Source organism: Streptomyces sp. NBC_01142, assembly GCF_026341125.1.
Classification (GTDB): domain Bacteria; phylum Actinomycetota; class Actinomycetes; order Streptomycetales; family Streptomycetaceae; genus Streptomyces.
The window spans coordinates 1419418-1437857 of the sequence record NZ_JAPEOR010000001.1 but is presented as its reverse complement, the minus strand read 5'-3'; the positions used below and the strand labels follow the sequence as shown (position 1 = coordinate 1437857).

16 protein-coding genes, 5 tRNA genes and 1 pseudogene are annotated in these 18440 nt (G+C 69.0%); 8 read left to right on the top strand and 14 right to left on the bottom strand.

Going from position 1 to position 18440, the window contains the following annotated elements; genetic code table 11:
• Positions 1-90: 90 nt before the first annotated feature.
• The 12 genes and pseudogenes from OG883_RS06765 to OG883_RS06715 form a co-directional block, all read right to left on the bottom strand.
• Complete coding sequence (locus OG883_RS06765; protein ID WP_266536323.1) at positions 91-522, bottom strand: hypothetical protein; 432 nt, start codon at positions 520-522, stop codon at positions 91-93.
• Positions 523-592: 70 nt separating this feature from the next.
• Positions 593-1027, bottom strand: a pseudogene (locus tag OG883_RS46985) (MEDS domain-containing protein); the annotation flags it as partial.
• Positions 1028-1052: 25 nt separating this feature from the next.
• The gene (locus OG883_RS06760) at positions 1053-1406 is read right to left on the bottom strand and encodes an STAS domain-containing protein (RefSeq protein ID WP_266536321.1); all 354 of its coding nucleotides are present in this window, start codon (positions 1404-1406) and stop codon (positions 1053-1055) included.
• A gap of 89 nt (positions 1407-1495) precedes the next feature.
• Positions 1496-1568: transfer RNA gene (locus tag OG883_RS06755), tRNA-Glu, on the bottom strand.
• Between the two features lie 31 nt (positions 1569-1599).
• Positions 1600-1671 (bottom strand) — tRNA-Gln (locus tag OG883_RS06750).
• A 13-nt stretch (positions 1672-1684) separates the two neighbouring features.
• Positions 1685-1757: transfer RNA gene (locus OG883_RS06745), tRNA-Glu, on the bottom strand.
• Positions 1758-1818: 61 nt separating this feature from the next.
• A tRNA-Glu gene (locus OG883_RS06740) sits at positions 1819-1891 on the bottom strand.
• A 29-nt stretch (positions 1892-1920) separates the two neighbouring features.
• Positions 1921-1992, bottom strand: a tRNA-Gln gene (locus OG883_RS06735).
• 88 nt (positions 1993-2080) lie between these two features.
• On the bottom strand, positions 2081-2800 hold the full coding sequence (locus OG883_RS06730; protein ID WP_266536318.1) for an HAD family hydrolase: 720 nt from the start codon (positions 2798-2800) through the stop codon (positions 2081-2083).
• A 9-nt stretch (positions 2801-2809) separates the two neighbouring features.
• A complete protein-coding gene (gene gltX, locus OG883_RS06725) occupies positions 2810-4285 on the bottom strand; it encodes a glutamate--tRNA ligase (RefSeq protein ID WP_266536315.1) in 1476 nt (491 codons plus the stop codon).
• Positions 4278-5054 (bottom strand): fumarylacetoacetate hydrolase family protein, encoded by a 777-nt coding sequence (locus tag OG883_RS06720; RefSeq protein WP_266536313.1) that lies wholly within the window; start codon positions 5052-5054, stop codon positions 4278-4280. Before OG883_RS06720 ends, gltX begins: the two co-directional genes overlap by 8 nt.
• Positions 5055-5148: 94 nt before the next feature.
• Positions 5149-5322 carry a hypothetical protein gene (locus tag OG883_RS06715; RefSeq protein WP_266536310.1) on the bottom strand — a complete coding sequence of 58 codons (174 nt, stop codon included), beginning with the start codon at positions 5320-5322 and terminating at the stop codon, positions 5149-5151.
• Positions 5323-5903: 581 nt separating this feature from the next.
• Here OG883_RS06715 and OG883_RS06710 point away from each other — a divergent pair.
• The 8 genes from OG883_RS06710 to OG883_RS06675 all read left to right on the top strand — a co-directional run bounded on the left by OG883_RS06710 (position 5904) and on the right by OG883_RS06675 (position 16204).
• On the top strand, positions 5904-9518 hold the full coding sequence (locus tag OG883_RS06710) for a nitrate- and nitrite sensing domain-containing protein (RefSeq protein WP_266536307.1): 3615 nt from the start codon (positions 5904-5906) through the stop codon (positions 9516-9518).
• 9 nt (positions 9519-9527) lie between these two features.
• Complete coding sequence (locus OG883_RS06705; protein WP_005311457.1) at positions 9528-9941, top strand: roadblock/LC7 domain-containing protein; 414 nt, start codon at positions 9528-9530, stop codon at positions 9939-9941.
• Between the two features lie 142 nt (positions 9942-10083).
• The gene (locus OG883_RS06700; RefSeq protein WP_266536304.1) at positions 10084-10488 is read left to right on the top strand and encodes a DUF742 domain-containing protein; all 405 of its coding nucleotides are present in this window, start codon (positions 10084-10086) and stop codon (positions 10486-10488) included.
• Positions 10469-11050 carry an ATP/GTP-binding protein gene (locus tag OG883_RS06695; RefSeq protein ID WP_266488710.1) on the top strand — a complete coding sequence of 194 codons (582 nt, stop codon included), beginning with the start codon at positions 10469-10471 and terminating at the stop codon, positions 11048-11050. The genes OG883_RS06700 and OG883_RS06695 overlap by 20 nt, the downstream gene beginning before the upstream one ends.
• 349 nt (positions 11051-11399) lie before the next feature.
• On the top strand, positions 11400-14576 hold the full coding sequence (locus tag OG883_RS06690) for a nitrate- and nitrite sensing domain-containing protein (RefSeq protein ID WP_266536301.1): 3177 nt from the start codon (positions 11400-11402) through the stop codon (positions 14574-14576).
• 10 nt (positions 14577-14586) lie between these two features.
• Entirely contained in the window at positions 14587-15000 is a 414-nt protein-coding gene (locus OG883_RS06685) for a roadblock/LC7 domain-containing protein (protein ID WP_037649449.1), read from the top strand.
• A gap of 96 nt (positions 15001-15096) precedes the next feature.
• The gene (locus tag OG883_RS06680) at positions 15097-15642 is read left to right on the top strand and encodes a DUF742 domain-containing protein (protein ID WP_266536299.1); all 546 of its coding nucleotides are present in this window, start codon (positions 15097-15099) and stop codon (positions 15640-15642) included.
• Positions 15623-16204 (top strand): ATP/GTP-binding protein, encoded by a 582-nt coding sequence (locus tag OG883_RS06675; RefSeq protein WP_050791473.1) that lies wholly within the window; start codon positions 15623-15625, stop codon positions 16202-16204. Before OG883_RS06680 ends, OG883_RS06675 begins: the two co-directional genes overlap by 20 nt.
• A 267-nt stretch (positions 16205-16471) precedes the next feature.
• Here the strand turns inward: OG883_RS06675 and OG883_RS06670 are convergent, their stop codons facing one another.
• On the bottom strand, positions 16472-16678 hold the full coding sequence (locus OG883_RS06670; protein WP_266536297.1) for an acyl-CoA carboxylase subunit epsilon: 207 nt from the start codon (positions 16676-16678) through the stop codon (positions 16472-16474).
• A gap of 30 nt (positions 16679-16708) precedes the next feature.
• Positions 16709-18313, bottom strand: a complete 1605-nt coding sequence (locus OG883_RS06665; protein ID WP_266536294.1) for an acyl-CoA carboxylase subunit beta — start codon at positions 18311-18313, stop codon at positions 16709-16711.
• Positions 18314-18440 lie beyond the last annotated feature (127 nt).

Sequence of the window (18440 nt, the reverse complement as noted above, 5' to 3'; positions counted from 1 at the left end):
GGGCCCCGTAGAGGCCCCCGGACGAAATCCGGGGGTTCGGGGAGCGGGACCCCGGCAGTGGAACCCGGGGCAGAGCCCCGGCTCGCGGCCTCACCCACAGGTGAGCACCCGCGGCCCCGCGCATACCGCGCGCAGACGCAGCCCGCCTCCAGGCTCGACGCGGACGTCCAGGAACTCCGACAGCGTCCGCAGCAGCCACAGCGCATCGTCCGCGGACGGCTCCGGCCCCGGCGGTGCGAAGCCCGCGAAGGGCCCCGGCAGAGCCTGCTCCCGTCCCAGGCCCAGCAGGTCCCAGACCACCGCGCCGGGCTCCTCCCAGACCCGTATCTCCGCATCGGCCGCCCCGCGCGCCAGCAGCCAGGTCACCGCCTCGCCGGCGAGGGTCTCGGCCAGTGCCACCCGCTCGTTGCCCAGGCCCGCCGTCTCGGCCCGCAGACGCGCGAAGTGCCGGACCGCAGCCATGCCCGCCGGCGGCGCGAGGAGCGCGGCGTTCGCGGGCGGCAGCGGGAGCGGTCGCGGCATAGGATTCCGGGTCCGTGTACGTCCCGCAGGGCAGCACCAGGTCCCCCACGACGTGTCCGGGGTGGGTGGCCCAGACCGCCTCCACGACATGGGCGGGCACGGTCCGGGTGTCGTACGGACAGATCAGCCGGGCCTCGGTGTGCGCGAGCAGCACATTGAGCCCGGACTCGATCCGCTTCCACTCGGACGTCTGCCGTGCGCATTTCCCCGCCCACAGAGGCTCGGCGATCATGCGCACCGGCGCCGGGGGCCGTCCAGCCGCGCGGCCGCGCTCCGCGTAGCGCAGGAAGGCGGAGATCCGTTCCACCGGGCGGCGGCCGAAGTAGGCGGTGTCGGCGGTGTTGAGGGCCTGCGCCCGCTCCCCGAGTGCGTCCCTGAGGAGCTGGATGTTGGCGGGGGTCGTCGCGGCCAGGACCGGCTGGCCCGCGTCCAGTCCCTCCTCGGCGAACGGCACCGCCATCGCCAGGAATTCGTCGTCGTCCTCGTACAGGCAGGCCTGGTGCACGAAGCCAGTGCTGTTGTGCGCGCGGTCAGTTGGCACGGCGGGCTCCCAGCCGAAGACCGGGCGTCTCGTCCCAGCCGACGAGTGCGATCACATTCCGCAGATGCGGGGCGAGGCCGGTGAGTTCCACATGGTGGCCCTCATCCCGCGTACGGGCGAAGCCGATCAGCATGCGCAGTCCGCCGAGATCGAGGAACTCCAGCCCGGAGAGATCGAGTCGGACGTCTCCCCCGGCGGCTTCGAGTACGTCGAGCGCGGTACGCAGATGGCGATGGGTGCGGACGTCCACGACGCCCTCGATCCTCAGGCCGGGTGGCCGCCGGATGCGGGTGATGCGTAACTCCGCCGTGCGTATGAGTAGTTCCGCGCCGACAGCGTCCATGCGCGGAGTATCCCGCCGAGGTGGCCGCGGGAGGAAGGCACAGAACGCGAGGAGGCCCTCCGCTGTTCGCGGAGGGCCTCCTCGGTGCGTACCCCCGACCGGATTCGAACCGGCGCTACCGCCTTGAGAGGGCGGCGTGCTAGGCCGCTACACAACGGGGGCCTGCTTGTTGCTGGTCGATTGCTCGACCGCGCTGGGCTACCAGGACTCGAACCTAGAACAACGGAACCAGAAACCGTCGTGTTGCCAATTACACCATAGCCCATGGTATAGACCAGTACCCCCGACCGGATTCGAACCGGCGCTACCGCCTTGAGAGGGCGGCGTGCTAGGCCGCTACACAACGGGGGCCCTAGCGATCCTGCATCGTACTCATCGGGTGCGACCCTGATGATCACGCGGGAAGGATCTGTACCCCCGACCGGATTCGAACCGGCGCTACTGCCTTGAGAGGGCAGCGTGCTAGGCCGCTACACAACGGGGGCTTGTTACAGATGAGATCTGTCGATCTGCGCTGGGCTACCAGGACTCGAACCTAGACTAACGGAACCAGAAACCGTCGTGCTGCCAATTACACCATAGCCCACCAAAACTCAACCCCCTGAAGGGGGTTTTGTTTGGCTTGCGCTTCCCGGCCGAACCTTTCGGCCCTTCCGGGCGGCGCAGGAAGAACATTACCCGAAGGTGTCCGGCGCTCCAAAACGGGTATCGCTGCGCAGCAGGCCAGGGAGCTGGTCCAGGCCGGTGATTCGCGTGAGCTCAGGGCGCCCGCCGACGCCACCACGGTCCAGCCAGACACCGGCCAGTCCCGCGGCATCGGCGCCCTGGGCGTCGATGTCGGGATGATCCCCTACATACACGACCTCGTGCGGGGCCAGCGAGAGGGCGGCGCAGGCGGCGAGGAAGGCGCCGGGGTCCGGTTTGGAGAGCCCCAGTTCGACGGCGCACACGACCGCCTCGAATCGGTCCCGTACGCCGAGGACGCGCAGCTTGCGGTCCTGGTTGTGGATGCTGGAGTTCGACAGGACGGCGTGACGGTAGTCGTCCGCGAGCAGGTCCAGGACGGGCACGGCATCCGGGAAGAGGGACCAGGCGGCTTCGTAGTGGGTGACGTGGCATTCGAACCAGGCGTCCGCCTCGGCGTCGCTCAGCGGAATCCCGAGGAACATACGGACGCGGTCGCGGCGCTGCCCCTGAAAGTCGGTCTCCCCACCGGCGAACCGGGCCCACTGCACCTCGGTGATCTCCCGCCACGCAGCGAGGGCCTGCCCCACGGAGTCGTATCCGTCGGGCAGGCCCTCGTTCTGCAGATGCTGTTGCATACCGGAACGGTCGGCGCTGGTGTAGTCGAAGATCGTGTCGTCGATGTCCCAGAGGACCGCGCGGATGGCCATGATCCGAGCCTAGGCCGTCAGTTTCGCCAGTGCCGCGTCAATGCGGGAAAGCGCGCGCTCCCGGCCAAGGATCTCCATGGACTCGAAGAGCGGCAGGCCCACCGTGCGGCCGGTGACCGCCACGCGGACCGGGGCCTGGGCCTTGCCGAGCTTCAGGCCGTGCTCCTCGCCGGCCGCCAGGACCGCGTTCTTCAGGGATTCCGGGCTCGTCCAGTCCGCGTCCGCCAGCTTCTCGCGGGCCGTGCGGAGCAGCGCGTCCGAGCCCTCCTTCATCGCCTTGGTCCAGGACGCCTCGTCCTCGACGGGGGTGTCCAGGAAGAGGAAGTCGACGTTGGCCGTGATGTCCGAGAGGACGGTCAGGCGGGTCTGGGCGTACGGGGCGATCGCCTCCCAGGCCGCCTGGTCGAAGTTCTCCGCGGGCCAGTTCGCGTGCGGGGCCCGCAGCCAGGGGCCGCACGCCTCGGTGAACGCCTTCACATCGAGGCGGCGGATGTGGTCGGCGTTGATCGCCTCGGCCTTCTTCAGGTCGAAGCGGGCCGGGTTGGCGTTGACGTCCGCGATGTCGAACTTCTCGATCAGCTCGGCGACCGAGAACACGTCCTGGTCGGCGGAGAAGGACCAGCCGAGCAGCGAGAGGTAGTTCAGCAGCCCCTCAGGGAGGAAGCCGCGCTCGCGGTAGACGTTGAGGGACGCCTCCGGGTCGCGCTTGGAGAGCTTCTTGTTGCCCTCGCCCATGACGTACGGAAGGTGGCCGAAGGCCGGGGTGTCCTTGGCGATGCCCAGCTCGATCAGCGCCTTGTAGAGCGCGATCTGGCGCGGGGTGGAGGAGAGCAGGTCCTCGCCGCGCAGGACGTGGGTGATCTCCATCAGCGCGTCGTCGACCGGGTTGACGAGCGTGTAGAGCGGGGCGCCGTTGGCGCGGACGATGCCGTAGTCCGGGACGTTGTCCGCGGTGAAGGTGAGCTCGCCGCGGACCAGGTCCGTGAAGGTGATCGGCTCGTCGGGCATCCGGAAGCGGACGATGGCGGTGCGGCCGTCGGCCCCGTACGCCGCCTTCTGCTCGGCGCTCAGCTCGCGGCACTTGCCGTCGTAGCCGGAGGGCTTGCCGGCGGCACGGGCGGCGTCGCGGCGGGCCTCGAGCTCGAGCGGGGTGCAGTAGCAGTGGTACGCATACCCGCCGGCCAGCAGCTTTTCGGCGACGTCCCGGTAGAGGTCCATCCGCTGCGACTGGCGGTAGGGGGCGTGCGGGCCGCCGGCCTCGGGGCCCTCGTCCCAGTCCAGGCCCAGCCAGCGCAACGAGTCGAGCAGCTGGTTGTACGACTCCTCGGAGTCGCGGGCCGCGTCGGTGTCCTCGATGCGGAAGACCATGGTGCCGCCGTTGTGCCGGGCGAAGGCCCAGTTGAACAGGGCGGTGCGGACCAGACCCACATGGGGGTTGCCGGTCGGCGAGGGACAGAAACGTACGCGGACGTTCGCGTTAGCCACGCTTGATCACCTTGTTGGTGAGAGTGCCGATGCCATGAATGGTGACGGCGACCTCGTCGCCGACGTTGAGAGGGCCGACCCCGGCCGGGGTGCCCGTGAGGATGACGTCGCCCGGGAGCAGGGTCATGGCCTCGGAGATGTTGACGATCAGATCCTCGATGGAGTGGATCATCTGGCTCGTACGGCCGAGCTGGCGTTGTTCGCCGTTGACCGTGCACTGGATGGCCAGGTCGCTCGGGTCGAGGTCGGTCTCCACCCACGGGCCGAGCGGGCAGGAGCTGTCGAAGCCCTTGGCCCGCGCCCACTGCTTCTCGCGCCGCTGGACGTCGCGCGCGGTGACGTCATTGGCGCAGGTGTAGCCGAGGATGACGTCCTTCACACGCTCGCGCGGGACCTCGCGGCACATCCGGCCGATGACCACGGCCAGTTCGGCCTCGTGGTGCAGCTCCTGGGAGAAGGAGGGGTACGCGATCGGGTCGCCGGGGCCGACCACCGAGGTGGACGGCTTGAAGAACGCGAACGGCGCATCGGGCACCTCGTGGCCGAGCTCCGCCGCGTGCTCCGCATAGTTGCGGCCGAAGGCCACGACCTTGTTGGGAAGCACGGGCGGCAGCAGCCGGACCTTGCTCAGCGGAACCTTGGTGCCCGAGAGCTCGAAGTCCGCGAACGGGATGCCCTTGATGATGTCGAGTACGAGGCTGTCGGGGCCTTCGCCCTCGACCGCGCCGAAGGCGACATTGCCGTCGATGGAGAACCTGGCGATGCGCACGGGATGCGGGTGCCCCTCTACTACTGCTTACGCTGACTGGAGTCTGACGCTCCAGGCTAACGCGGCAGGCAGCGCCCGCCTCGCGTATGGCCGCCTACTGCGCCGGGGCGTCCATCAGGATCGTGCGCCGGGGGTTGGCCGTCTGGGCGGGAAGATCGAGGCTGTGCTCCGGCTGCTCCGGCGTCTGCAGTTCGTCGGCGTCCTCGAGGTGCGCCAGCGTGGTGCGCCGGGGGTTGGCTATGTTGCGGAACATCGTCGTCGTCTTCATCTGTTGTTTCAGACCTTGTCGGGGTACGGGCACTTCGGTGAGCGCCGGTTGACGGATTTCCCATCCCTGTAAAGCGTCAGGTTAAACATCCAATTCCCCGGCAAAGCCCGGAAGAGACAGCGATCTACATGTGAGTTTCCTCACGAGTTGACGGTCAATTCCGGCAATTCAGACTGTGGATCACCGCCACAGAAACGGACATTGCACTACTGAATGCCTCATTCCGCTCCTGATCATCGCGACTGGGACACCCCCCACCCCTAAGTGACTCGTAAGCAAAAGTCCCTTTCCTCCACTAACTCTTTCTACGTCTTGTGACGCAACGATCACACCGCGTCACCCAGGTCACAGCCCGGTACGCGGCCCTTGTTGGAGATCCGGCACTGTGCTGGAATTCCACGCATCCGCCGCGGTTTTCAGGCCGGCGCGCAAGGGCGCAACGCAGCGCCGAGTGGCGGCGGGGAAGGGGGAGCAGCGCCGGTCACTCAACGACCACCATGGGGCGCGTTCTTCGCCCCACGACGCCGACACCGTCCCGCCGTACAAGCGGAGGGACGCCTGGTCCAGAGGTTGCGACGCTAGTGCAGGGACGTTTCAAGAGGGATGGCAGCGCTGCGGCGGAACAGGAGCCGCGCGGCGGGACCGACCGCGGCTCCTCGCCCCAGCACACCCAGAACCAGGGACCGGCAGCGCCCGGCGACAGCGGTGACCGTGCCGCGCGCCCCGGTGCAGCGGCACCCGGAGGCAAGGAACCCAAGGTTCCGCTGAAGCCGAAGGGACCCACGGATACAGGCTCACGAATAGCCCTGCGCAACTGGCGCATCAGCACGCGACTCGTCTCGCTGCTGACCCTGCCGGTCGTTGCCGCGACCACGCTGGGTGGACTCCGTATCAACGAGTCCATGGACGACATGAAGCAGCTGGATCACATGCAGCTGCTGACCAACATGACCAAGGAAGCGACCGAGCTGGCGCAGGCGCTCCAGGCGGAGCGCGACCTGTCGGCGGGTCCGCTGTCCAACGGCACGAGTGCCACCGACTTCAAGGTCGCGGGCCCCCGCGCGGCGACCGACCGGATCAGGAAGTCCTTCCTCGACGCCACCCGTGACATCGAGAACACGGGCGAGGACGAGGCGCTGGAGAGCATCCGCGCCAACGCGAACCAGATCGCCGTCCAGGTGAACCAGCTCAACAAGATCCGGTCCACGGCGTACGACAAGGACGTCCCGGACTCCATGACGGTGGAGGGCTACAGCCGGCTGATCGAATCGCTGCTGAGCCTCTCCCAGGACATGGCCCAGGCGACCTCCAACCCGGAGATGATCAAGCGCACGCGCGCCCTGGCGGCCTTCTCCTCCGCCAAGGAGTACGCGTCCATCCAGCGCGCGATCATCGCCGCGGCGCTGCCGGGCGGTGCCGACGCCAAGGCCCCGGGCCTCAGCGAGAACGACCGCCTCTACGGCAAGGCCGCCATGGAGAACGGCGACACCGAGCTCAAGGCCTTCAAGTCGATCTACGAGTCCTCCGGCGGCAACGCCGAGGAGCTGACCGACCCGCTGGACAACGGCAACCCCACGATCACCGCGTCCGAGCTGTACGCCAAGCGCGTGCTGGACAACAAGGACGGGCTCGCCGACCAGCTGGCGCAGAACAAGCGCTCGCACCTGGACTGGACCGACGACTACTCGGTCCGGATCAACGCCATGAAGACCATCGAGGCCACGCTGCTCGGCGAGATGGAGAGCAAGGCCCGTGAGCTGCGCGAGCAGTCGCAGCGCGTAGCGCTCATCAACGGTGCCCTGATCCTGGTCGTCCTCGGCGTCTCGCTCGTCGGCGCCTTCGTCGTGGCCCGGTCCATGATCCGCTCGCTGCGCAGGCTGCAGGACACCGCCACCAAGGTCGCCCAGGACCGTCTGCCCGAGCTCGTCAAGCAGCTCTCCGAGGCCGACCCGCAGGACGTCGACACCTCGGTGGAGTCCGTCGGTGTGCACTCGAGGGACGAGATCGGCCAGGTGGCCGCGGCCTTCGACGACGTGCACCGCGAGGCGGTCCGCCTCGCCGCCGAGCAGGCGCTGCTGCGAGGCAACGTCAACGCGATGTTCACCAACCTCTCGCGCCGCAGCCAGGGCCTCATCCAGCGTCAGCTCTCGCTCATCTCCGAGCTGGAGTCCCGCGAGGCCGACCCGGACCAGCTGTCCTCCCTCTTCAAGCTGGACCACCTCGCGACCCGTATGCGCCGGAACGGCGAAAACCTCCTCGTCCTCGCGGGCGAGGAGCCGGGCCGCCGGTGGACCCGGCCGGTCCCGCTGGTCGACGTGCTCCGTGCCGCCGCCTCCGAGGTGGAGCAGTACGAGCGCATCGAACTCTCCTCGGTCCCCACGACCGAGGTTGCCGGCCGCGTCGTCAACGACCTTGTGCACCTCCTCGCCGAGCTGCTCGAGAACGCGACCTCCTTCTCCTCGCCGCAGACCAAGGTGAAGGTCACCGGTCACGCCCTCCCCGACGGCCGTGTGCTCGTCGAGATCCACGACACCGGCATCGGCCTCTCCCCCGAGGACCTCGCCGCGATCAACGAGCGGCTCGCCTCGCCGCCCACCGTGGACGTCTCGGTCTCGCGCCGCATGGGTCTGTTCGTGGTCGGCCGCCTGTCCCTGCGGCACGGCATCCGTATCCAGCTGCGCCCCTCCGACTCCGGTGGCACGACCGCGCTGGTCATGCTCCCCGTCGATGTGGCCAACGGCGGCAAGAAGGTCCCGGCCAAGCCCGGCGCCGGCGGCCAGGGCGGCGTTCCTTCGGCGTCCGGTGCCCCCGCGGGTCTCGGCGGCCGTCCGGCCGGCTCTGCCTCCGCGCCCGGCGGCGGCCGTCCCGGTCTCGGCGGTGCACCCGGCTCCACCTCCTCCGGCAGCCGGCTCGGCGCCGGTGCGCCGCGTGGTCAGGTCGGTGCGGGCGCGGCTCCGCGTGCCGCGCTGCCGGGCCGTGACAACAATCCTCCGCGCCAGGGACAGGGCCAGCACGCCCAGAGCCCGCAGGGCCCCGGCCAGGGCCAGAGCGGCCAGGGTCAGGGTCAGGGCGGCCAGGGTCAGAGCGGCCGGGGTCAGGGCGGCGGACTCGCCGGTGCCTTCGGCTCCGGTGCAGGCCGTGGCGCGCAGTCGGCGCCGGCCCGCAACGAAGCCCGCCAGAACGGCTTCGCGCCGGCAGCTCCCGGCCAGGGCGACCGTGGCCGGCAGCTGCCGGCCCCCGGTGGCCCGCGTCCCGAGCTGCCCGGCGGCAACTCCTCCCCCGCCCCCCGGCGGGAGGAGCCCGCGCCGCAGCGCCCCCAGACCACCAGCTGGGGAAGCGAGCAGCCGTCGGCTCCGCAGCAGCGTCCGTCCGCGGACTCCCCTCGCGGTCACGATGATCACGAGGGCTCCCGCGGCCCCGCGGCGACGGAGCAGTTCGCCCGGCCCGACTTCAACGCTCCGGCGCCGCGCAGCGGTTCCGGTGCAGGCTCCACCGGGCAGTTCGTACGCCCTGATGTGTACGGCTCCCAGGACCCTGCCTCGACCGCGCAGTTCGGCCGCCCGGACATGGGGGCTCCGCAGCCTCCGGCTCCGGCGCCCGCTCCGCGTCGGCGCGACAACCGGGACGCGGCGGACTTCTCCGCGCCCCGCCCCATGAACGCGCTGCCGCCGCAGCCGCAGCCCGAGGCCCTGCCCCCGGCCGGCCCGGGCGACGGCCGCACACCGCTGTACGACACCCTGGAGACGAACTGGTTCCACGGCCCGCAGAGCGGTCAGCCCGCCGAGCAGCCGCAGGCTCCCGCCGTCCCGCAGCAGCCGGCGGAGCGTCCCGCTCCGGCCATGCCGCAGCGCTCTCCCGCGCCGAACCCGGCAACCCCGGGCAACGCGCCCAACGCGAGCAGTGCCGCCTGGCGCTCCTCGCCCAATGACGAGTTGGTACGTCAGGCCGAGCGGGTCAGGAAGCCCGCGGCCGGCGGCGTCACCACCTCCGGTCTGCCCCGCAGGGTCCCGCGCGCCAACCTCGTGCCGGGTACCGCGCAGGAGCAGAGCAACCAGGCCGGTCCGCAGGTTTCGCGTGCTCCCGATGACGTACGCGGCCGGCTGACCAATCTCCGTCGGGGCATTCAGCAGGGTCGTCAGCAGAACTCGACGACCGGCAGCTTCAACCTCGGCCCCACTCACCAGCAGGAGCGTTAGTTGAGTCCGATGAGCCAGGCGGCGCAAAATCTGAACTGGTTGATCACCAACTTCGTGGACAACACCCCTGGGGTGTCCCACACGGTAGTGGTCTCCGCCGATGGTCTTCTGCTGGCAATGTCCGAAGGATTTCCCCGCGACCGCGCCGACCAGCTGGCGGCGGTGGCATCCGGACTGACCTCCCTGACCGCGGGGGCGTCCAGGATCTTCGAAGGCGGTCCGGTCAGCCAGACCGTGGTCGAAATGGAACGGGGCTTCCTCTTCCTCATGTCCGTCTCCGACGGGTCTTCGCTGGCCGTGCTCGCGCACCCCGACTGCGACATCGGCCTCGTCGGCTACGAGATGGCTCTCCTGGTCGACCGCGCGGGCAGCGTCCTCACCCCGGACCTGCGCGCCGAGCTCCAGGGAAGCCTGTTGCACTGACCCCGCCATCCCCCCAGGTACTGAGGTACGCGCCACGTACTCAGGTACGCCAACGAACGCCCACCGTCAGGCCGACCACAGCCCCCCCCACCGGCCCAGTCAGACGGCACGCCGACCACTTGCTGTCACGCCCGGAGGATTCATGACCCCGCCACCCGCCTCTCACGATCCGTACGGCGCCTCAGTCGACGCGTACGGATTCGAGGGCGATCAGCCGCTGGTACGTCCGTACGCCATGACCGGCGGCCGGACCCGGCCGCGCTACCAGCTCGCCATCGAGGCGCTGGTCAGCACCACGGCCGACCCGGCCCACCTCGCGGGGTTGCTCCCCGAGCACCAGCGCATCTGCCACTTGTGCCGTGAGGTCAAGTCGGTGGCGGAGGTGTCGGCGCTGTTGTCGATGCCGCTGGGGGTTGCCCGGATCCTCGTGGCCGACCTGGCGGAGGCGGGGATGGTGGCAATCCACCAGCCGGGCAACGGAGAGGCCGGCGGCACGCCGGATGTGACACTGCTCGAAAGGGTGCTCAGTGGACTTCGCCAGCTCTAGCGGCGGTGCAGCCCGGTCGACCACCAGCGCGAAGATCGTGGTGGCGGGCGGCTTCGGCGTGGGCAAGACCACGTTCGTCGGCGCCGTCTCGGAGATCAACCCGCTGCGTACCGAAGCCGTCATGACGTCAGCCTCCGCGGGCATCGACGACCTCACCCACACCGGCGACAAGACCACCACCACGGTGGCCATGGACTTCGGCCGCATCACCCTGGACCAGGACCTGATCCTGTACCTCTTCGGTACACCCGGTCAGGACCGCTTCTGGTTCATGTGGGACGACCTCGTCCGCGGCGCCATCGGCGCCGTCGTCCTCGTCGACACCCGCAGACTCGCCGACTGCTTCCCCGCCGTCGACTACTTCGAGAACTCCGGCCTGCCCTTCGTCGTCGCCCTCAACGGGTTCGAGGGACATCAGCCCTACAACCCCGAAGAGGTCCGCGAAGCACTGCAGATCGGCCCCGACACCCCGATCATCACCACCGACGCCCGCCACCGCGCGGACGCCAAGAGTGCCCTGATCACCCTGGTCGAGCACGCCCTGATGGCCCGACTCAAGTAGACGACGACATACGGCAGTTGTCGTAGTTGTACAGGGGTGGGCCGTGTCCTTTGACACGGCCCGCCTCCGTGTTCATAACGTTTCGACAGAGAATTAATCCGTCTCGGACACTCGATGCGTACGACCGGTACCACTGCGCTTACATTACCGACACCATTTAGCAGAGCTCGCTCTTTATGCCCGTTTTATCTGAGGCATACGCCACTCGGAATGACTGATTCCAACTGTTTGGAACGGGACCCTTCCACGTGCTGGAATTCGACGAACTCCCGAGTAGTAGAGCTCTGAACGAAACACGGCACAACGTTGGTGCCGACGCCGAGAGGTTGTTGGTCGAGTGAGGCGAAGCATGACGAGCTCCGCAGAGCAGCAGGCGCGGGGCAACTTCACCCCGCCGCCGCGTGCAGCGGCGTCGCCTGTGGATGCGCCCGGTCCGGCCCCGGCCGCCGGCAGCACCAGCCGGCTGAACCCGCGCAACTGGCGAGTGCCCACTCGCCTGAACGCCATCCTCCTCATACCCGTGCTCGTCGGGCTGGTGATGGGTGGCTTCCAGGTCAAGGCCGCCATCGACACCTGGAGCGAGGCGCAGGACGCGGAGCAGACGGCGCTGGTCGTGCGCGCCTCCGCGGAGTACGGCCAGGCGCTGCTCAACGAGCGCGACCTCACCGCTCAGGCCCTCCTCACGGCCACCAGCGAAGCGGACCGCAAGGCCGACGTCGTCACCAAGGCCTACGCCAACACCGACGCGGCCAAGAAGAAGTTCGACGAGGCCGTCGAGAACATGCCCAAGAAGCAGGGTCTCGAGCGCCGTCTGCAGCTCTTCCGCGGCGAGGAGCCGAGCCTGGCCCAGCTTCGCGAGCGCGCCTACACCAAGGCCCTCGACCCGGTTCTCACCGAAGAGGGCTACGTCAAGGTCCAGCACTCGCTGATGGAGTTCTCCAACGAGCTCGGCCTCGGCACCGGCAACATCACCAGCTACGGCCGTACGGTCTACGCGGTCGAGCTCGCCAAGGCCGCCACGTCGCTCCAGCGTTCCATCGGTATGCACCTGCTGGTCCGGCCGAGCAAGGACGAGAGGGTCCTCGGCCGGCAGCTGGTGGCGTTCAACTCGTACAACTACCTCGAGCAGATCGCCATCGGCGAGTACGTCTCCGGCGGTACGCAGGCCGACGAGGACCGGCTGCGGGAAGTCATGGCCGGCAAGGCCGCCGACGGCAAGAAGCGGCTCGAGGCCGCCGGGCTCAACCCGCCGCAGGGCCAGGACGGCTCCATCGTCACCGGGATGGCCGCCCAGATCGGCGCAGGCCAGGACCCTGAGGCGCTCGAGGCCAAGGACATCACGCCCGAGACGTGGATGGGCGCCTCCACCGCCAAGTTCGAGGGCTACACCGAGATCGAGAAGGATCTCGTCAACAAGGCGGTGGACGAGGCCGCGCTGATCTCCGACGAGGCCAAGACCGACGCCATCGTCATCGGCGCCATCGTCGTGTTCGCGCTGCTCACGGCGTTCATCCTGGCCGGTCTCATGGCCCGCCAGATGAGCCGCTCGATGCGCCAGCTGCGTACCGCCGCCTTCGGCATCGCCGAGCAGCGTCTGCCGATGCTGGTCGACCAGCTCTCGCGTACGGAGCCGGGCCGCGTCGACACCCGCGTCCAGCCGATCCCGATCGACACCCAGGACGAGATCGGCGAGGTCGCCCGCGCCTTCGACCAGGTCCACCGTGAGGCCGTCCGGCTCGCCGCCGAGCAGGCCATGCTCCGGGGCAACGTCAACGCGATCTTCACCAACCTCTCGCGCCGCAACCAGTCGCTGATCGAGGGCCAGCTGACCCTGATCACCGACCTGGAGAACAACGAGGCCGACCCGGACCAGCTGGAGAACCTCTTCAAGCTGGACCACCTGGCGACCCGTATGCGCCGCAACGGCGAGAACCTCCTGGTCCTCGCCGGCGAGGAGCCGGGCCGCCGCTGGAACCAGCCGGTTCCGCTGGTCGACGTGTTGCGTGCCGCCTCCTCCGAGGTGGAGTCCTACGAGCGCATCGAGCTGACCGGCGTACCGGAGACGGAAATCCACGGCCAGGCCGTGACCGACCTTGTGCACCTGCTGGCCGAGCTGCTGGAGAACGCCACCACGTTCTCCTCGCCGCAGACCAAGGTGCGCGTCACCGCGACCCGTCTCCCCGACGGCCGCGTGATGATCGAGATCCACGACAAGGGCATCGGCCTCACCGCCGAGGACTTCGCGGACATCAACCACAAGCTGGCCAACCCGCCGACGGTGGACGCCGCTGTCTCGCAGCGCATGGGCCTGTTCGTGGTCGGCCGCCTCGCCGACCGGCACGGCGTCCGCGTGCAGCTGCGCCCCTCGGGCGAGCAGGCGGGCACCACCTCGCTGGTCATGCTTCCCGACGCCATCACCCACGGTGGCGGTGGCGAGGCGCTGCCCGAGGACGACTTCACGGTCTCCCAGATCATTCCTGAGCAGCAGCAGGTGTTCGAACCTGCCCCGCTGCAGGCCGCCCCGATGCGCACGGCCGCGGAGCTCGGCTTCGACGACTCCCGCTACGAGGAGCCCTCGGACGACTCCACCAAGCTGGACCCGGTGGGCCGCTCGCTGATGCGCGAGGAGCGCCGTGCCGCCCTCGAGGCGCAGGCACAGGGCGAGCGCCCGCTCTACCGCGACGAGGAGCCGTACCAGCAGGAGCAGCAGTACGGCTCCGAGTACGGCCAGGAGTACGCACAGGGGTACGCCGGCGACCAGCAGCAGGGGTACGCCGGGGACCAGCAGCAGGCGTACGACGGCTACCAGGACCCCGGTGGTTACCAGGAGCCCCAGGGGCACCAAGGGCACCACGAAACCCAGTATGCGGAAGTCGGCTACCAGGCTCCGCAGACTCCCGAGCCGCAGTACGACAACCAGTTCGACACCCAGTCCCACCAGGCAGAGTGGCCGGAACAAGGTACGTACCAGGGCGCGTACGAGCCGGAGTACCGGACCGAATCGGAATCTACCCCCGACGCTCCCGCGAGCGCCCAGGAACGCGTAGGCTTCGACCGTCCGGGGCCCTCTCCGAGCAGCAGTCACGCGCTGACCGACGCCGGTCTGCCGAGGCGCGGAAGCAGCCAGCAGCCGCAGTCCCCGGCGCAGCCGCAACAGAAGTGGCAGCAGCCCGCCGAGCAGGCCCCACACGCGCCGCAGAGCGGACAGGCCGAGGGCGACGGCAGCGGCACCGAGGACTGGCGCTCGAAGAACGACGACCGCTGGATGCGGGCGGAGAAGCTTCGTGAGCCGAAGGCGGGCGGGGTCACCCCGTCCGGTCTCCCCCGGCGAGTGCCCAAGGCCAATCTGGTCGAGGGCACGGCGGAACAGACCCCGCAGGGCGGACCTCAGGTCTCCCGCGCCCCTGAGGACGTGCGTGGCAGGTTGAGCAACCTGCGACGCGGTGTCCAGCAGGGACGCAGCGCGGGATCGGACACGAACGGATCGGGCTTCGGCCCGGGCAGTACCTACAACCAGGAGCGTTAGTGTGAGCCCGATGAGCCAGGCGGCGCAGAATCTGAACTGGTTGATCACCAACTTCGTGGACAACACCCCTGGGGTGTCCCACACGGTGGTGGTCTCCGCCGACGGACTCCTGCTGGCGATGTCCGAGGGTTTCCCGCGTGACCGCGCCGATCAGCTGGCGGCCGTAGCCTCCGGGCTGACGTCGCTGACCGCGGGAGCGTCCAGGATCTTCGAAGGCGGCGCGGTCAACCAGACAGTGGTGGAGATGGAGCGGGGCTTCCTCTTCCTCATGTCCATCTCCGACGGCTCCTCGCTGGCGGTCCTCGCACACCCCGAAGCCGACATCGGTCTGGTGGGCTACGAGATGGCCCTCCTGGTGGACCGTGCGGGCAGTGTGCTGACTCCGGACCTGCGTGCGGAGCTCCAGGGCAGTCTTCTCAACTAACAGACGGACAGTGCGTTTTGCGCCACTGCACCATAGGGTGCGGTGGCGCGGATCCACAGGGACATGGACCGGCGACCGGCAGTCGGAGGAGGAAACGTGGCAACACCCCCAGGCGGACGCCCTTACGACGGTGCTCACCGGAACCCGGATGATCACTCTCAGAACCGCTTCAACTTTCCTTCGACACCGAGCAGGCAGGGCGCCCAGCAGCCCTATCAGCAGCCGCAGTCGCCGTACGACCAGCAGCGGCAGCCCCGCATTCAGCCGCGGCGGGCCGCGGAGTCGGCGCCGGCGAACACGCACAACCCGTTGGTGCGCCCCTACGCCATGACCGGCGGCCGGACCCGGCCGCGCTACCAGCTCGCCATCGAGGCGCTGGTCAGCACCACGGCCGATCCCAACCGGCTGCAAGGGCAGTTGCCCGAGCACCAGCGGATCTGCCGGCTGTGCATCGAGATCAAGTCGGTCGCCGAGATCTCGGCACTTCTCACCATCCCCCTCGGCGTCGCCCGGATCCTCGTAGCCGACCTGGCGGAGGCCGGACTTGTCGCCATTCACCAGCCCGGCGGCGACGAGTCCGCCGGCGGCCAGCCAGCCGTGACACTGCTCGAAAGGGTGCTCAGTGGACTTCGCAAGCTCTAGCGGCGGTGCAGCCCGCTCAACCACCAGCGCGAAGATCGTGGTGGCGGGCGGCTTCGGCGTGGGCAAGACCACGTTCGTCGGCGCCGTCTCGGAGATCAACCCGCTGCGTACCGAAGCCGTCATGACGTCAGCCTCCGCGGGCATCGACGACCTCACCCACACCGGCGACAAGACCACCACCACGGTGGCCATGGACTTCGGCCGCATCACCCTGGACCAGGACCTGATCCTGTACCTCTTCGGTACACCCGGTCAGGACCGCTTCTGGTTCATGTGGGACGACCTCGTCCGCGGCGCCATCGGCGCCGTCGTCCTCGTCGACACCCGCAGACTCGCCGACTGCTTCCCCGCCGTCGACTACTTCGAGAACTCCGGCCTGCCCTTCGTGATCGCCCTCAACGGGTTCGACGGGCACCAGCCCTACAACCCCGAAGAGGTCCGCGAAGCACTGCAGATCGGCCCCGACACCCCGATCATCACCACCGACGCCCGCCACCGCGCGGACGCCAAGAGTGCCCTGATCACCCTGGTCGAGCACGCCCTGATGGCCCGACTGCGGTAGCCGGTACCGCGAGTCCGCGCGCAGCTACGAGGAAGCCCTCGCACTCCTGACGGAGTGCGAGGGCTTCCTCGTGCGGGGACGCTTTCAGCCCGTCCGGCGACCGGGGACCGGCGCGCCCCGGGGAGCCGGTGCGCCGGGGCGCGCCGGGCGCGGGCGCGCAGAAGAGGGGGCGCGGGCGCGCAGCAGAGGGGGCGCGGGCGCGCAGCAGAGGGCCCCGCCCTCCCGAAGGAGTGCGGGGCCCTCTCAAGCGGCGTCGGACCGTGGAGGTCAGCCCTGCCAGCTGTGGGCCGTGCGGAAGCCGGACTGGCGCTCCAGGCGGCGCCAGCCGGCCGCGGAGCGGCCGCGGTGGGACGGGGCGACGGGCTGGGCGGCGGCGCGGGCGAGCAGGACCGCGGTGATGGCGGCCAGCTCCTCGGGGTCGGCGTGACCCTTCTCGACGCGCAGCAACGAGGAGGACTCGTCAGGAGTGCTCATGGGTGTCGGGGCTCCAATGTCTTCGCAGGGTTACTGCGGGGGGTTGCCGTGCTTGCGCGACGGCAGGTCTGCGTGCTTGGTACGGAGCATCGCGAGAGAGGCGATCAGCACCTCGCGTGTCTCGGCCGGGTCGATGACGTCGTCGACCAGGCCGCGCTCCGCGGCGTAGTAGGGATGCATCAGCTCGGCCTTGTACTCCTTGACCATGCGGACACGCATGGCCTCGGGGTCCTCGGCCTCGGCGATCTGCCTGCGGAAGATGACATTGGCGGCACCTTCGGCGCCCATCACCGCGATCTCGTTGGTCGGCCAGGCGTAGGTGAGGTCAGCACCGATGGACTGGGAGTCCATGACGATGTAGGCACCGCCGTACGCCTTGCGCAGGATCAGCGAGATCCTCGGCACCGTCGCGTTGCAGTACGCGTACAGCAGCTTCGCGCCGTGCCGGATGATTCCACCGTGCTCCTGATCGACGCCGGGCAGGAAGCCGGGTACGTCCAGAAGAGTGATGATAGGGATATTGAAAGCGTCGCACATCTGTACAAATCGTGCGGCCTTCTCGGAGGCTTCGATGTCCAGGACACCGGCCAGGGACTGCGGCTGGTTGGCGACGATGCCGACCACCTGGCCGTTGAGACGGGCCAGGGCGCAGATGATGTTGCGGGCCCAGCGCTCGTGGATCTCGAGGTAGTCGCCGTCGTCGACGAGCTCCTCGATGACCTTGTGCATGTCGTACGGGCGGTTTCCGTCGGCCGGGACGAGGTCCAGCAGGACGTCGGAGCGCCGGTCGGCGGGGTCCTCGGCGTGGGCGGTGGGCGGGTTCTCGCGGTTGTTGGAGGGGAGCATCGCGAGGAGGTAGCGGACCTCCGCGATGCAGGTCTCCTCGTCGTCGTACGCGAAGTGCGCGACACCGGAGGTCTCGGCGTGCACATCCGCTCCGCCGAGCCCGTTCTGGGTGATCTCCTCACCGGTGACGGCCTTGACGACGTCGGGTCCGGTGATGAACATCTGCGAGGTCTCGCGGACCATGAAGACGAAGTCGGTGAGCGCGGGAGAGTACGCGGCGCCACCGGCGCACGGGCCGAGCATCACGCTGATCTGCGGGATGACACCGGATGCGCGGGTGTTGCGCTGGAAGATGCCGCCGTAGCCGGCGAGCGCGGAGACGCCCTCCTGGATACGGGCGCCGGCGCCGTCGTTCAGCGAGACAAGCGGCGCACCGGCCGAGATGGCCATGTCCATGATCTTGTGGATCTTGGTGGCGTGGGCCTCGCCCAGTGCGCCGCCGAAGATCCTAAAGTCGTGCGCGTAGACGAAGACCGTACGGCCCTCGACCGTGCCCCAGCCGGTGATGACACCGTCGGTGTACGGCTTCTTGGTCTCCAGGCCGAAGCCGGTCGCCCGGTGCCGGCGCAGCTGCTCGACCTCCTTGAACGAACCCTCGTCCAGCAGAAGCGCGATGCGCTCACGGGCGGTCAGCTTGCCCTTGGCGTGCTGCGCCTCGGTCGCACGGTCACTGGGTCCGCGCCGGGCCTGCTCACGCAGGGAGTGCAGCTCGGCCACGCGCCCACGCGCGTCACTCGGCTCGCTGGAGGTCTCTTCCAACTCGCTGGAGGTCTCGTCCAAAACGGTCATGCATCGACCCTACGGATCCGACCAAGAAAACCCTGCCGTCGACTCCGTACAGTCTCGGGACCGTTCTCCTGTGAGGCATCAACAGAACCATTTCGCACTGCAGCCCAACTGCCAGCTCAGAGGCGCC